Source organism: Pseudoalteromonas sp. M8, from assembly GCF_018141365.1.
Classification (GTDB): Bacteria; Pseudomonadota; Gammaproteobacteria; order Enterobacterales; family Alteromonadaceae; genus Pseudoalteromonas.
In genome coordinates, this window is record NZ_CP047240.1 from 2,143,606 (window position 1) to 2,159,120 (window position 15,515).

Here is a 15,515-nt window from a genome sequence, read left to right on the forward strand (position 1 = left end):
TTCCACGCCTTTACGCGGTGTTAGGGCTTATCGAAATAGGTAGCTTTTTATGGATGAAATAACATATTTAGAAGTTCCATTTGAGGATAAAGAGAAAGTAAAGTCGTTGGGCGCTCGTTGGCACTCAGAGAGAAAGAAGTGGTTCGTTCCAAAAGGTTTAGATACGGGACCATTCGAAAATTGGCTACCGATTTATGATGATCGTGCATCGCAAAAAGCTATCTCTCCATTTTATCTGCTTCAATCGACAGAGCTTGCTGGAAGTGCGACAAACCATCTGAAGTCATTACCTTTGCTAGTCATGGCACAATCGACACTGAAAGTGATGAGCGCTCTGAAGGAATAACCAAGTATTTATACGTCAGCTTTCTCCCAGAGAGACAGATAGTATACTTGGATCTACACTTCAAAAGTTATTACTTGGATTATTCCGCAACGACCGATTCATTTTACTACATGAATCATTGTCAACACTGCAAAGCCCCACTAGGTGACTTTTTTATGCATTCTGAACCGGAGGGTGCTTTTTTCCCTATCAGTGCAGAAATGTCAGCCGATATTGCTATTACTAGACTGAAAGAAAGTGGATTTGTAAAAATCTCAGCATCTGAATCATATGGGGTTATTGAGCATATATTGGAAAATGGGCAAATGAAAGAGTTTCAGCCCTAACAGTCTGTATAAGAGTGATTCGCAACGCGTGGCATTTTCGCTATGCTTTGATTTTAGTGATTAAGGTGGCATGCTGAGGCTTTTGTATTGCGTTGCTCACTACTTAAAGCGGCGTTAGCCCATAGAAACTTTTAAGCGAAATTTGCCTAATACAGCCGAAGACCTGAAACGTTTTTTGTCCAAAAATAGGTTTATTTAACCGTCCGCTATTCGCTCTTTCGGCAATTAATCAGTTACGAACGGTCAGATTTGGTTGAACTCATAACCCTAAACTTCCAGATCGTGTATGAGCCAGCGTCAGATCACTTCGTCGACGTACTCAAGTATTAAGCCAAGTTAATGTAGTAGAGGCCATAGCCCACGATAAATGCAGGCACTGCAGAGTAGATAGTGGCAAATAGCGCCGCCCTTGGTGCCAGTGCTATCGCTGGAAATAACGCATCGCCATCGTTAGCAACGGCATTGGCTGCAAGGGCACTAAATGGCACGACACCTTGCAGGTAAAGCGTTGTAACAACAATTTGGGGGCCACAGCCTGGTAATAATCCGACAAGAATGGCCACCAGTGGTGCATATAGCGCATAGTCTTTAAACCAAACCGCGAGATCAAGCCCTAAATACGCAGTAGATAGCTCGTAAAGCAAAAAGCTTGCAACGACCCAAGCGGTCACAAAATGCGTATCCTGTAGCACTCTAGTGAGTTTTGACGGTGGGTCGCATTCACCTTCCTCACAGGTGATATCTTTATAGCTTACGCCTTTTGAATTAAGTGCCCACACACAAACAGCAAAAAGGCATAATGCTGCACCAAGCCAAGCAATTTCTGCATCAAAAGGTGCTAAATCGACGTTAAAAGCAATCGCGAGTGCAATTGCAAGACTAGGTAGTAAGCACAGCTTCCACACCTTACGGCTTAGACTAAACGCACGGCTCGCGTGTAAGGTTTCTTCTTCGACCTCATTGATGGTCTGCGGGACACAAAAGTCGGGTTGATGAATTAAGTGCACACATAGCCCACTCACGATACCCACACCAACGCCCATCGCAATGATAGTAAGGCCTGTCAGGGGCTCTTTGGCGAGTAGCAAAAACGCAGCATCTCCCATCGTCGCAGTAAGTACTGCGACAACTGAAGCAAAACTCGCTTGTTTTTTGGTAAATTGGGTGACTACAATAATCGCACCACCACAGCCGGGTAGTGCGCCCAATATTGAGGCCATGGCTATTTCGAGAATAGGGGATTTGGTACTCAGATAACTGAGATTAAGCTGTGGAATTCTGTCAACAAGAAAGTAGTACACGAGCAGGGTAGCGGCAACAAAAACGCTGACTTGAAAGAATGCATCGCTCAGCGCGCTGACCACAATTGGTCTCGCCGTTTCAAATGCCATTAGTACAATAATAACGAGGGGTAAAATCAACCGCTTGTTGAACAACAAACTCACCTTAGCGCCATGTGCTGGTTGAGAGTATCGAAGTAGAGATGAAAACATAAAGTGCAACCCGTGTATTGTCTAAGTTGCACTTTAATTTCATTTTAAATGAAAATCAATATCATTTGCATTATTTTCTTTGGAACTCTGCGGTTGCTTTCCATTTTGGCCAAGCGTCTTGCTCAGAGACATCATAGCCAACTTTAAAGAACAGCTGTAGATCCTGTATCGCCCCACTTAAATCCCACTCTTCACGGTAGCGGTCACACGGCTGATGATAACAACCGCGCAATACTAAACCCATACGTTTACGATAGGTTTCAGTCTCTTCGTCACGTGCTTCAGTTCCACCACCTGCGTACATTGCAGGCACACCCATGTTCGCAAATGCGAAGTGATCAGAGCGATAGTAACCACCAGCGGCAGGACGCGGATCTCCCGAAACGACACGGTCTTGCGCTTTTGCTGCGGTTTCTAGCATTTCATCAAGCTCAGATTTACCAATACCAACTACGCTGATGTCTTTTACTTTACCCAATAAATTTAGGCTATCCATATTGATGTTAGCAACGGTTTTCTCTGCTGGAATAACAGGGTTTGCGGCATAAAATTTTGAGCCTAACAGACCTTGCTCTTCAGCCGTCACAGCCAAAAACGTAATTGAACGGCTAGGGCGAGTTGGCAGTTTAGTAAAGGCTTCAGCTACCTCAATCATACCGCCTGTGCCGCTGGCATTATCATGCGCACCATTATAAATTTGGTCACCTTTACGGTTTGGATCGGTACCTAAATGATCCCAGTGTGCTGAGTAGATGATGTGCTCGTCTGACTTATTACTACCTGGCAGGGTGGCGATAAAGTTATACGAAGTTGATTTTTTGATGGTGTTTTTGACGGTAACTGACGCGCTTAGGTTGCCCATATCCACGTGGTATGCGCCTTCAGCAGCTTTTTTCTTTGCTGTGTCAAAATCAAGTCCAGCCTTTTGAAACAGCTCTTTAGCAACGTCTACCGTTACCCAACCTTCAACCGCAACGCGGTCCATATTGTTATTTTCTTTTTGGAAGCCAAACTGTGGGCCACTCCAAGAATTTTCTACTACGCTCCAAGGATAAGAAGCCGGCGCTGTTTCGTGAACAATGATCGCACCTGCTGCGCCTTGGCGTGAAGCTTCTTCGTATTTGTACGTCCAACGACCATAATAGGTCATAGCTTCACCGGTAAATTTACCCGAGTCGGGATTAGCAAAGCCTGGATCGTTTACTAGCATCACCACTGTCTTGCCTTTCACGTCTAGGCCTTCGTAGTCATTCCAGTCGTACTCTGGAGCATTTACGCCATAGCCAACAAAAACCAGCTCTGAATCTTTGATTGATTCGAGTTCGCTGATACGGGCCGAGCCCATCACCATGTCTTTCTTATATTCGTAGTTTTTGCCACCGATTGTTAACGTCATATTAGGATCGGCTTCAAGCGAAACCAGTGGCACTTCTTGCAAGAAACTGTTGCCATTGCCAGGCTGATAGCCAAGCGCTTTAAAATGTTTGGTTAAATAGGCAAGCGTTAGCTCTTCACCTTTTGTTGACGGAGCACGGCCGCCAAATTCGTCAGAGGCAAGGGTTTTAATATGGGCTCTGAGTTGAGCATCGTTAATACTATTGTATGCAGTATCGATGTCTTGGGGGCTATTGCTAGTGCTAACACAGCCCGCCAGCACCGCCATAGATAGAGCGCTGAGCGTCAGTTTAAGTTTCATAATTGCCTTTCTTTTACTTGTTAGGAACCCATAAGTAGTAACATAAAATGCGTAAAAGTTCGAGCGGGACAAGACGGCTAGAGGAGATAGAAATTAATGAAAGAACTGTTGTGGAACAGATCATTGCATTGTTTTTAATCGCTATCCTCATTTTAGCGTGTGACGTAGCCTGTTACGCTCATTTACAATTGGCTTTTGCCAAGTATCAGGCGCTTCAGTAAAATAGTCGACTAATTGCATGATAAGTATCTCAATCAAATGAAAAAGTTTACAGCGCCTGAGGCGTGGCAGGTTGCATGTTTACATGCTGAGCCATTTTCCCATTTAAATCAGCTTTTTGACTTAAAAAGTCAACAAGACTGGCCAAGCCCCAGTGGCTGTCTTCTCATGTAAACAGCATTAGCTTGCAACAATATGATACCCGCTTTGTGGCCGATGAAACGATAGACTTTGGCGATAAATACTATGAAGAGATTATCTTTGAAACCCATCAGGTACCGACGCGTAGTCAAAACTGGCACGATTTATTTGGCGCGTTGATTTGGTGTTTATTCCCAAAAACAAAAGCTTTGTTAAATGCCCTACATATCGAAGAAATAGCACAGTTTGGTTTAAAGCAGCGGAGTAAAAAGCGTAACGCGTTAACACTCTTTGATGAGTGTGGTTTGGTGTTGGCAATTGATGATGATAAATGGCGTGATGCCTTTAAATCACACCAATGGCAGAATGTATTTTACGATAATCGTTCAGAATGGCAGCAAAACCTAAAACCTTTCGTATTTGGCCACGCAAACTACGAGATGCTAACCAATCCCTTTATTGGGCTAACGGGAAAGCTGGTGTGTATCAATGTTGATGCTGCATTTTGGCAACTTTCACTAAGCGAACAATATCGTTGGTTAGATGATAAATTGGTTGCACTGATCAATGATGGGCTGCTTGAAGACAATACCAAAATGTCACCCATTCCGCTGCTTGGGATCCCAAACTGGCATGAGCCACAAGATTTAGAGTTTTATCAAAATACGGACTATTTCAGGCCGAAAAGAAGGAAATAGCATGATAACTATCAATGGATTAAAAAAACGTTTCGCCCTGACTCGCGAACATAAAAAGAAAAATAATCAGACGGATCCTCGCGAGCGTGATGGTTTTTTTCACAGTGTAGAAGAGGTTAACCTGCACTGTGGGCAAGGTGAAGTACTTGGATTGCTCGGCCCCAATGGGGCGGGAAAAACCACCACATTGCGTATGCTCTCAACTGCGCTGACGCCGGATGCCGGTACTATCTTAGTGGATGGTCAGGATATTGTGAAAAAGCCTGTTGTTGCACGCAAAGCCATCGGCTTTCTATCAGGGTCAACTGGTTTATACGGGCGTCTTACTGCCAAAGAAAATGTTGAATATTTTGCACGACTTCATGGTTTAAAAGGAAAAGCATTAAAAGCGAAATGCGATGAGCTGTTTCAGCGCTTAGAGATGGAAACCTTTTTAGATAAAAGGGCTGAACACCTATCGACCGGTATGAAACAAAAGACCAATATTGCACGGGCGGTGGTACATAGCCCTAAAGTCGTCGTATTAGACGAGCCAACGACGGGTCTTGATATTATGACCACACAAACGGTTATCTCTTTTATTCGCGACCTCAAAGCGCGTGGTACACCCGTTATATTTTCTACCCATCACTTAGATGAAGTTGCATTATTGTGCGATAGGGTGTCTGTTATCGATAAAGGGATCACCTGTTTTGATGGCAGTTTGGCTGAGTTTAAAGTGAAGGGGCAAAGTGAAGAGCTAAATCAAGCATTTTTAAATTTGTTAACGGGAGCACAGCATGTTTGAGGTATTTTTAAAAGAAATTAGAGAGCTGCTGCGCGACCGCAAAACACTGTTTTTTGTGATTGCACTGCCGATGTTGGTATTTCCCGTGATTATGGCTTTAGTCGGCTTTATGGCTTCACAAGCCGCCATGGAAGCGAAGCAAGAAGTTCATACGTATTACATCGCAAATGAAGCCTATGCTGAAAAGTTCTCTGAGCAGGTTTTTTATCATAAAAGTTTTAAGAAATATGCAGGTGAGCTCAAGCTTGATAGCGTCGAAGCATTGAGTGATGCGGTACGAAGTGGCGTGATCGATGTTGGGATTTTTATTCCATCCGATCCGGTTGAAAATCTAGAGTCTGGCGTAAAAAGTGAATGGAAAATCGTGTTTAACGATGCGCAATCTATCAACTTTATTTATGACCGTTTGTCTAAACTTGCTAAGAAGTTTTCTGATGAACTCAGAGCGGTGAAGTTAACCTCACTGGGATTGTCGCAAGCGGAGCAAGCGGCAGTGCTCCAACCCATATCGATTACTAAAGTGGATACTGCTGACAAACGCGAAAATTTAGGCGAGAAGTTAGGTGCGTTTATCCCTTACATGTTAATTCCGTTGGTATTGATGGGGGCGAGCTATCCAGCTATTGATTTAGGCGCTGGAGAGAAAGAGCGTGGCACTTTAGAGACGCTGTTATTAACACCAATCTCACGCACGGAGCTGGTGTTAGGTAAATTTTTAACCGTATTGAGCAGTTCAATATTCTGTGCGCTTATCACGGTCTCCAGCATGGCGCTGTGGATAGGAATTGCCAGTAGCTTTGTCGAGCTAGACGTAATTAAAAACGCCTTCTCGTCGGTTGCATTATTAGACTTTGTCTTGATTTTTGCACTGTTGCTTCCTGTTGCTGTGATGCTTTCGTCGCTAACACTTGCCATCTCAATTTACGCCAGAACCTTTAAAGAAGCACAAAACTACATGGGACCACTCAGCATGGGGATCTTCATTCCCATTGTGATGTCTTTAATGCCAAATATGGAGCTAACCGCTAAAACTGCATTGATCCCAATTACCAATGTCGCATTAGCGATTAAAGAAATCATCAAAGGCACGGTTGATTATGGTTACGTCGCATTAATTTTTGGCGCTTCTGCTGTTTTAGCAGCTGGGTTACTCGTGTGCTGCGTTAAATGGTTTAATAAAGAAACCGTTTTGTTTAGGTAAAGCTTCAGTTAGGTGTGAGTCATTGAGAATTATGGCGTTTTTCTGTACGATAAACGCCTTATTCAGCGCTTAACTTTTTGTAACTTAGCCTGCTGTTTATTTGGATAGCTTGCGGAAGTCGTAGGTTTCAATTTTAGTCACTCAAGGAATGTAGGATGACATCAACCTCGGTACTTAAGTCAGTCAGTGAATCGGTTACTAACGGCATAGCCATTTTATTCTTGTTTTCGTCGGTGTTGCACTTAGGCGGATCAAGTTTTTTGGAAGCTCTGATCTACTTAGTGATTTCTTTGTTACTATTTTCATACCGTAATCGTTTAATGTTTGACTCTGCACAAAAGCAGTTTGTTATCACTAAACAACTATCGCTATTGAATGTAAATATTCGGCGAATAGACGAGTATGTGATACCACTTCCTACTGTGGCTGACGTATCTTTGGATTGTAACAAGCAACTCAATTATATCGGTATAAGTTATCTTTCAGAAAGTGAGGAGCCTGCGGTCTATTCATTTTCGTGTTTGCGGCAAACTGATGAACTCAACGCGCTTTTGTCTGCATCAGGTTTTGACCGTAACGTTCAACGAACAGCTGATACAGATAGGAGATCAACTACGCGCTCAACTCCAACTAGCCTTGCAAGATTATTTCCTTTGTTTATGAATAGCAATCGCGATATTGAAGAGCGATTCTCCGTGTTACGATGTGCACTACCGACGCCTAAGCATAAGCGGCATATTGTTTGGATGGTGGTAGGGGCTTTTGCTCTAATGACCTGCTTTATTCTTTACTCGTCACAAAATTACATAGCGGGTTTGGTATTTTTGGTGCTCACGTACTTTAGCTATTGGTTGACGTCTTTATTTATCAGTAATAAACACTATTTTGTCTATCACTCACCCGGTAACCAAATTAAGGTTGAGGAAAATAGTTTGCTGCTACCTGCGTTACTGTTTACAGATAAACAAGCACGAGAGGTAAAAAAGGATGAAGTTAACGATATTAAGGTACACTGGAATACGTTTACAGTCAGCGATTTAGATAGGTTAACCTCTTCGACTCGTCGTAATCATATTGTTGATTTGGTCTTTGATACTGAGTATGGTGCGACGGTTTCACTCTCTGGCATGAGCGTAGAAGCCGAGCCACTCTTACTTGCGTTAACGCATTGGCAATATCCTTTGTCTATCGAACGAACGGATAAAGCGGTGTTCCCAATGGTGAGGCACTTTCAATATGGTATTCTAGTATTTATTATCGGTATTATTGTCTGGGCAATGACCACATTTGTGATATAACACACCTGACAAAAGCGGCGATTCTACCAGAATATCGGTATGCTAGAGGCAATAGTATTTTTAATTTATCGCTATCCAGAAATTATTGAACAACTCGTTTTATACCAGTTGTATTAAGTAAATGATCTATCTTGAAGCGGGGAAATAGCTTTAGTAGCACCGCTCTCGCGTCCTGCTACCGCTAAGGTACCTATCTCCATATAGGCAAGGCAAAAATTTTGCTATTTAGTTGTTCTAAATGAGAAATTTTTAACGAAGCTAATATGCTATTTCACCCTTCAAATTGATTAGAGAATTAATTCCATTGGTATTATACATCTTTTTGATTTTAATGATGGGCTTAAGCGCAGAGGCATACGTGCAAAACAAGCGTATCAATAAGCGTACTGACTTACTGCATAAGCTATTAAAAGAAGAGTGACTGGAAGAACTGAAGCCGCTATTAAGCGGCTTCAACATTATCGGTTTTAACATTGTCAATTTCAACTACGTTGAGGACAGATTGTACATCTGACCAATGCAGCAATTCGATACGACCTTCTTGGTTTTCAACCAATGCCGTGCAGTTTTCTATCCAATCACCATCGTTGCAGTACACAATACCATCTACGACACGGATCTCTGGTTGGTGGATATGCCCGCAGATAATACCGTCGACACCTTGTTTCTTCGCTTCATGAATTGCTGCGTTCTCGAATGCGGCAATGGCCTCTCTGGCTTTATGCACGCGCTTTTTCAGCCAAGATGCAAGCGACCAATAATGACCACCATATAAACGTCGTACGCGATTGGTCCAGCGATTTAAGAAGAGTAGAAAATCATAAGCGGCATCCCCAATGATACTGATCAGTTTGTTGTATCTTGTTGCCGAGTCAAAATCATCACCGTGTAGTAATAAAAACCGCTTACCTGCGGAAGTGGTATGAATAAAGGTTTTATGCACTTCGACTTTAAAAAGCGTTTGCCCAACATAGTTTCTGAAGGTTTCGTCGTGATTACCCGGTATGTAGATAACGCGTGTACCAGATCCCGCTTTTTTTTGTATGCATTCTAATACCTGATAGTGGGATGGATCCCAAAAAAACTGGCGTTTCATTGACCATAGATCAACGATATCACCAACCAGATAGAGTACATCACATTCGGTTTTGTTGAGAAAATCTAGCAAGAACTTTGCTTTACAGTCCTTGTAGCCCAAGTGTACGTCTGAGATCCAAATACTCGGATAGTATGTTGTTTTCATGGCTTGGCTCTTTAGCGTAATAATGACAATGCTAAGAGGCAAAGATGACAGTGGCGGGGCAGTTAGGAGAAGCTAATATGACAAAAGAGCATACATCTGTATGCTCTTTTGTCATGCAATTTACGTAGGTTTATTTACTTCTAATTGCATTAACGATTGTTTCAACCGCAGATCCAATATCCAGCATCAGTTTTTCGCCAGTTTGACGATTTTTTAGCTCAACCTTATTTTCATCAAGATTACGCTCGCCAATCACTAGGGTATAAGGAACACCGATAAGTTCCATATCGTTAAACATAACGCCCGGACGCTCTTTACGGTCGTCGAATAACACATCAATTCCCGCATTTTGTAGATCTGTATAGAACTTTTCTGCGATCTCTGGGATACGGTGAGACTTATGCATATTCATTGGCACGATTGCCAACTCAAATGGCGCAATAGCAACAGGCCATTTAATACCATAATCATCGTTATTTTGCTCGATTGCAGCGGCAACGATACGAGAAACACCAATACCATAACAACCCATGGTTAATGTTTGGTTTTTCCCTTCTTCGCCAAGTACACCAGCTTTCATCGTTTCAGAGTACTTAGTACCAAGTTGGAACACGTGACCTACTTCGATACCACGTTTGATAAGGATTTTACCTTTACCACAAGGGCTTGGATCGCCTTCAACCACGTTACGGATATCTTCAACAGTATAAGCGCTTACGTCTCTGTCCCAGTTGATCCCACTATAGTGAACACCATCTTTGTTTGCACCGGCAACAAAATCAGCCATGATAGCTGCGCTACGGTCGACAATGATAGGCATTGAAAGACCGACAGGTCCCAAAGAGCCTGGTTTTGCACCAATAGCGTTAACAATGTCTTCTTCGCTTGCCATCTCGAGCGGTGAATCCACTAGTGCTAATTTCTCAGCTTTAAGCTCATTTAAGTCATGATCGCCACGAACGATAAGCGCGACAAGCCCACGTTTACCGTCTTCGTCTGGTGCGCCATACACGATGAGTGTTTTCACACCACGGTGTGGTTTAACGCCATGTTTTGCTTTTAGTTCAGCGATGGTGAAAGCTTCTGGCGTGTCAAACGTATTAAGTTCTTTACTTGGCGCTGGGCGAGTTTCAGTTGGTGCAAGTGCTTCTGCCTTTTCAATGTTTGCAGCGTAGTCACTTTCATCACTGAATGCGATTGCATCTTCACCAGACTCTGCAAGTACATGGAACTCATGCGATAGGTTGCCGCCAATTGAACCACTGTCAGCAATAACAGGACGGTAGTCAACGCCTAAACGATCAAAAATGTTGCAGTAAGCTTGGAACATCTTGTGATACGTTTTTTCAAGGCACTCATCAGTCATGTGGAATGAATAGGCATCCTTCATGGTGAATTCACGCGCGCGCATCACACCAAAACGTGGACGAACTTCGTCACGTACTTTCGTACTGACTTGATAAAGTGTGATCGGCAGTTGCTTATAGCTGTTGATTTCGCGACGTACAAGATCAGTGATCACTTCTTCATGCGTTGGACCAAGTGCAAATGGACGGCCATGACGGTCATTAATACGAAGTAGTTCGGGACCAAACTGTTCCCAACGGCCTGACTCTTCCCATAGCTCTGCAGGCTGGATCACTGGCATTAGCAGCTCAATCGCTCCCGCTTTGTCCATTTCTTCACGGACAATTCTCTCTACTTTGCGGAAAACTTTTAGGCCTGATGGTAGCCAAGTATAAAGACCTGAAGCCAATTTACGGATCATACCCGCTCTAAGCATTAGCTGGTGGCTTACCACCTCTGCATCAGACGGCGTCTCTTTTAGAGTCGCTAATATATATTCACTCGTACGCATTCTTATTCCAGTATAAGTTACTTATTGTTCTCTTATTGGCGGCTATTCTAGCAGTGCAGTAGCCGCTTAAAAAGCTTTAATACCTAAACATCTTCATAATTTATAAGTTTATTGGCAAGCCGCTGAATTTGCTATTTTGCTAACGATATTTCAGTGACACGGTTATGCTCACCATCCACAGTCCAGCGAATATTAAAATCATACAAACTCATACCATAGTCCTGCTGTGATGTGCGTTTCTTTTTATAAGCCGGACGAGGGTCCTGCTTCAGTACATTGGTAATGAACTGTCGAAGTTCAGGATAGTTTTTCTGTTTTTCGATAAAAATGTTGGCCTCGTCTGAGAAACTAACAGACATTTGCGTTTCTGGCCGAGTATCAGCAAAGCCAGCCGTGGCATCCACCAAGGCATCTGAATAGGGAAGGTACGGCTTAATATCAATGATTGGTGTACCGTCCAATAAATCTACGCCGGAGAGCAATAGATCCAGCTGACCATTTTTATACTCTACGCCCTCGAGCTTTACTGCACTCATGCCAATCCCATTGGGTCGAAAAGTCGCTCTAGTCGCAAACACGCCTTTACGTTCATTGCCACCGAGTCTCGGAGGACGTACAAGTGCGGAGTAACCTTTATCAGCGGTTTCATGAAAACGAAACAACAACCATATATGCGTGAACGCTTCAATACCACGAACAAATTCTTCGCGATTGAATTCACCAACAAATCTAAGCTTGGCTTTTGCCTCTGGGACAAGCCTTGGTTGTCTCGGTATAGCGAACTTCTGTTTATAAGGAGATTGGATAAAGCCGATGGGCTCGATAGTGATTTGTTCCACTATGGTCTCTGTTTTAATTAAGATGAGCGAAGTTTACTATTGATCCTGACTTTCACAAAACCCTGCTCGTAATTAGCCCTGTAATGTCATGTAATTTATCTATTCAGATTTTTCGCATAACCTTGTAAACAATGGAATTGCTGGTGGAAGTCGCAACATGAATCGGCACACTTTTTCGCCCCAAAATGGCTTACGTTCGAGTTTACGCACAGATAACGAACAAATTATTGGTACTCGAGCGTACGAGTACAAGCAATTGGTAGAAGATATAAAGCCAATTCAAGGTTTACGAGAAAAATTACAAGCATTTAATCGCCTGAAACGAGATGAGTGTAAATAATGGAGTTTCATAGAAAGGTTGACCAAAGTTGTCAAGAAGTGCTCTGTAAATCATCCCCTTTAAAGCCTATTTTGATCCGCGCTATATCGGAGCGTAGAGCTGCATTGCAAGCAATAATTAATGATTTAACAGAAGGGATAGTAAGTCCAACTAAAATGGATGTACTGCTCAGTCAAGAGGCTGAAAAAGTAAGCTTACAATTATTAAAAGAAGGTAATTTAAGCAAACGCGATGCGCTAGCTGCTAGTGAAAAAGTTATTTTTTCTCTTGCAAGAAACCTTTTGTGAAATTGCTATTTAACTTAAAGTTTGAATAAGTAATGTTCTTTGTTGGATAAGCTTTTAAATGTAAAATTGGATTAAATCGCTAGTTCAATGGTACTTAGTTTCAGCAGCTTTAGTATCTCTGCATAGAGCGAATCCAATTTGCACTTGTCAACATTGTTAATGCTGGTCCACTTGCAAGAAATCCGTCCAAATGCCCCGAAGTTCGTCATTGTAACCAGTTCTCACAATTTAAATTTGCTGAAAATATGCAGTGGCATATATCGAAAAGTTGGGGTGAGTGTAATGTCGTGGTTTTTGGTGAGCCGAATAGCGCCTTTAAACTGCTAGAAGTTCAATCGTAGTTGAACTTCTACACTTTAATTTTTGTTATCAAACCTTCATGTTATTTACTATCGGACAAGGTTTCTTCTAATAGCGATTCGGTCTGGATCGCTATTTCCTTCATTTTCATTGCATAGGCTTCTAATTTTTTCTCCTCTTCGGTTTTCGCTTTAAACTGAGGAATTTGAATTGGATACCCAGCTTGGTCCATGGCGATAAAGCTGATAATACAGTGATTGGTTTCGACAAGTCGTTGCGTTTTTGGATCACCACAGCGCACCTGAATAAAAATCTGCATACTGGTGTTCCCGGTATGGGCAATGCGCGCGGAAACCTCAACAATCTGACCCACAAGAATCGGACGGTGGAAACGCATGCCCGCAACTGAAACGGTAACGCAATAGCTGCCGCTCCAACCCGCGGCGCAAGCATACCCAGCTTGATCAATCCATTTCATGACCATACCACCGTGTACTTTACCGCCAAAGTTGACGTCGGTGGGCTCTGCTAAAAATCGAAAGGTGACGGATTGTTGTGGCATAGGCTCAGCTCTATTTTTAAAAATATACGCTAAGTATAGGAAAGAAAGGGGCATTTCGCCCCGCAATTTAGGATTTATTGATATTACATGTTTGGATAGTTCGGACCACCAGCCCCTTCTGGGGTGACCCAGGTAATATTTTGGCTCGGATCTTTAATATCGCAGGTTTTGCAATGAATACAGTTTTGCGAATTGATAACAAACTGCTTCTCACCTTGCTCGTTTTCGTTTACTTCATACACGCCTGCAGGGCAGTAGCGCTGCGCAGGCTCATCAAACTTAGCTAAATTCACTTTGATTGGTATTTCAGAATCTTTTAACTGTAAATGACATGGTTGCACTTCTTCATGATTGGTATTCGATAAAAATACGGAAGAAAGTTTGTCAAAACTTAATTTACCATCCGGCTTTGGGTAACTTATAGTTTGCGATTCAGATGCAAGCTTAAGCTGTGCGTGATCCTGATGTTCGTCCTTAATAGTAAATGGTAGCGAACCTGAGAAAATGTTTTGGTCGATCATATTGTAGGCGCCACCCATAATACGACCTAACTTATGCATTGCTGGGCCAAAGTTACGAGATTGATAAAGCTCATCATAAAGCCAACTTGCCTTAAATTTGTCGGCAAAACTTACCAAGTCTGACGGAGCGCTTTCTTGGCCTAATGCCTCAATGATGGCATCGGCTGCAAGCATACCTGACTTCATTGCAGTATGGTTGCCTTTAATTTTGGCAAAGTTGAGGGTACCTGCGTCACAGCCAATCAGTAAACCACCTGGGAAATGCATTTTAGGTAGGCTGTGAAAGCCACCTTTGGCGATTGCTCGAGCACCATAGGCAATGCGCTCACCACCTTCAAGTACACTCGCAAAGGTGTCGTGATGCTTCATACGCTGAAACTCATCAAATGGACTTAGGTGTGGATTAGTGTAATTTAAGTCGATGATTAACCCGACCACGACTTGATTGTTTTCAGCATGATACATAAATGAACCGCCATGGGTATCATTGTCGAGTGGCCAACCTGTGCCGTGTACAACAAGACCTTCTTTATGCTTGCTTGGGTCTACTTGCCAAATTTCCTTAAAGCCGATGCCATAGTGTTGAGGGGAAGCGTCTTTATCCAGTTTAAATTCAGCTATAAGTTGTTTGCCTAAGTGGCCACGGCAACCTTCAGCAAATACGGTATATTTCGCTCTAAGCTCCATTCCAGGCATGTAGCTGTCTTTAGGCTGGCCATCTCTATCTAGGCCCATATCACCGGTAATAATACCTTTAACTTGTTGCTCTTCTATTATTAGAGAGTGGGCGCTAAAGCCTGGGAAAATTTCAATGCCAAGTTGCTCTGCTTGTTCAGCGAGCCAACGGCAAACATTACCCATAGAAACAATATAGTTGCCGTCATTTTTAAATGTTTTTGGTACCACTAGATGAGGCAGTTTGGTGGCATTGATTTCATTTTTGAATAAATAAATGTCGTCACCCGTCACTTTTGTTGTCACGGGAGCGCCTTTTGCAGCCCAATCAGGGATAAGTTCGTCTAGTGCTTTGGTTTCAAACACTGCACCTGACAAGACATGTGCACCTACTTCAGAGCCTTTTTCGACTACACAAATCATTAATTCTTGTTGTTTTTCTTGAGCCTGTTGAGCGAGTCGGATAGCGCAAGACAGGCCCGCAGGACCTGCACCAACTATCACAACATCAAACTCCATGGTTTCACGTTCGACCATTATTAACCTCACACTATTTGACGGTAGATTAACTAAAGAGAGGCTTTAGTTTGATTTTCGTTAAACTAAGGTTATTTGAGGTTGACGTTTACGTCAACAGGAAGTAGTCTGAAACCAATAAAATAATTTGTTGACGTAGACGTCAGCT

The 15,515-nt window shown here is 42.7% G+C and carries 14 protein-coding genes and 1 pseudogene; 8 read left to right on the top strand and 7 right to left on the bottom strand.

Translation table 11 applies throughout. The annotated features are described in order from the left end of the window. Positions 1-49: 49 nt before the first annotated feature. Positions 50-346 (top strand): DUF5710 domain-containing protein, encoded by a 297-nt coding sequence (locus GSF13_RS14295; RefSeq protein WP_099029134.1) that lies wholly within the window; start codon positions 50-52, stop codon positions 344-346. A 155-nt stretch (positions 347-501) separates the two neighbouring features. Then, a complete protein-coding gene (locus GSF13_RS14300) occupies positions 502-672 on the top strand; it encodes a hypothetical protein (RefSeq protein WP_211868885.1) in 171 nt (56 codons plus the stop codon). Positions 673-998: 326 nt separating this feature from the next. Here the strand turns inward: GSF13_RS14300 and GSF13_RS14305 are convergent, their stop codons facing one another. Together GSF13_RS14305 and GSF13_RS14310 are read right to left on the bottom strand one after the other, a co-directional pair. Then, positions 999-2,165 (bottom strand): putative manganese transporter, encoded by a 1,167-nt coding sequence (locus GSF13_RS14305; RefSeq protein WP_211868886.1) that lies wholly within the window; start codon positions 2,163-2,165, stop codon positions 999-1,001. A 70-nt stretch (positions 2,166-2,235) separates the two neighbouring features. After that, positions 2,236-3,861, bottom strand: coding sequence for a M28 family metallopeptidase (locus GSF13_RS14310; RefSeq protein WP_211868888.1), 1,626 nt, complete (start codon positions 3,859-3,861; stop codon positions 2,236-2,238). A 258-nt stretch (positions 3,862-4,119) separates the two neighbouring features. Here GSF13_RS14310 and GSF13_RS14315 point away from each other — a divergent pair. The 4 genes and pseudogenes from GSF13_RS14315 (at position 4,120) to GSF13_RS14330 (ending at position 8,205) form a co-directional block, all read left to right on the top strand. After that, a pseudogene (locus GSF13_RS14315) lies at positions 4,120-4,919 on the top strand (DUF3025 domain-containing protein). Position 4,920: 1 nt separating this feature from the next. Beyond that, positions 4,921-5,706 (top strand): ATP-binding cassette domain-containing protein, encoded by a 786-nt coding sequence (locus tag GSF13_RS14320; RefSeq protein ID WP_211868890.1) that lies wholly within the window; start codon positions 4,921-4,923, stop codon positions 5,704-5,706. Next, positions 5,699-6,907 (top strand): ABC transporter permease, encoded by a 1,209-nt coding sequence (locus GSF13_RS14325; protein WP_102056757.1) that lies wholly within the window; start codon positions 5,699-5,701, stop codon positions 6,905-6,907. The genes GSF13_RS14320 and GSF13_RS14325 overlap by 8 nt, the downstream gene beginning before the upstream one ends. A gap of 155 nt (positions 6,908-7,062) precedes the next feature. After that, a complete protein-coding gene (locus tag GSF13_RS14330) occupies positions 7,063-8,205 on the top strand; it encodes a hypothetical protein (RefSeq protein WP_211868892.1) in 1,143 nt (380 codons plus the stop codon). 442 nt (positions 8,206-8,647) lie between these two features. On the opposite strand, the gene GSF13_RS14335 is transcribed toward GSF13_RS14330, so the two are convergent. The 3 genes from GSF13_RS14335 to tsaA form a co-directional block, all read right to left on the bottom strand. Further along, entirely contained in the window at positions 8,648-9,448 is an 801-nt protein-coding gene (locus tag GSF13_RS14335) for a UDP-2,3-diacylglucosamine diphosphatase (RefSeq protein WP_010604698.1), read from the bottom strand. Between the two features lie 130 nt (positions 9,449-9,578). Further along, complete coding sequence (locus tag GSF13_RS14340) at positions 9,579-11,306, bottom strand: proline--tRNA ligase (protein ID WP_206472887.1); 1,728 nt, start codon at positions 11,304-11,306, stop codon at positions 9,579-9,581. Positions 11,307-11,437: 131 nt separating this feature from the next. Beyond that, entirely contained in the window at positions 11,438-12,145 is a 708-nt protein-coding gene (tsaA, locus tag GSF13_RS14345; protein ID WP_211868894.1) for a tRNA (N6-threonylcarbamoyladenosine(37)-N6)-methyltransferase TrmO, read from the bottom strand. A 157-nt stretch (positions 12,146-12,302) separates the two neighbouring features. On the opposite strand from tsaA, the gene GSF13_RS14350 reads away from it, so the two are divergent. Then, entirely contained in the window at positions 12,303-12,485 is a 183-nt protein-coding gene (locus GSF13_RS14350; protein ID WP_102056761.1) for a hypothetical protein, read from the top strand. Continuing rightward, positions 12,485-12,772 carry a hypothetical protein gene (locus GSF13_RS14355; protein WP_211868896.1) on the top strand — a complete coding sequence of 96 codons (288 nt, stop codon included), beginning with the start codon at positions 12,485-12,487 and terminating at the stop codon, positions 12,770-12,772. The genes GSF13_RS14350 and GSF13_RS14355 overlap by 1 nt, the downstream gene beginning before the upstream one ends. 382 nt (positions 12,773-13,154) lie before the next feature. Here GSF13_RS14355 and GSF13_RS14360 read toward each other — a convergent pair whose 3' ends face one another. Next, positions 13,155-13,634, bottom strand: coding sequence for an acyl-CoA thioesterase (locus GSF13_RS14360; RefSeq protein WP_211857595.1), 480 nt, complete (start codon positions 13,632-13,634; stop codon positions 13,155-13,157). A gap of 83 nt (positions 13,635-13,717) precedes the next feature. Beyond that, positions 13,718-15,367, bottom strand: a complete 1,650-nt coding sequence (locus GSF13_RS14365) for an electron transfer flavoprotein-ubiquinone oxidoreductase (RefSeq protein ID WP_010604703.1) — start codon at positions 15,365-15,367, stop codon at positions 13,718-13,720. Positions 15,368-15,515 lie beyond the last annotated feature (148 nt).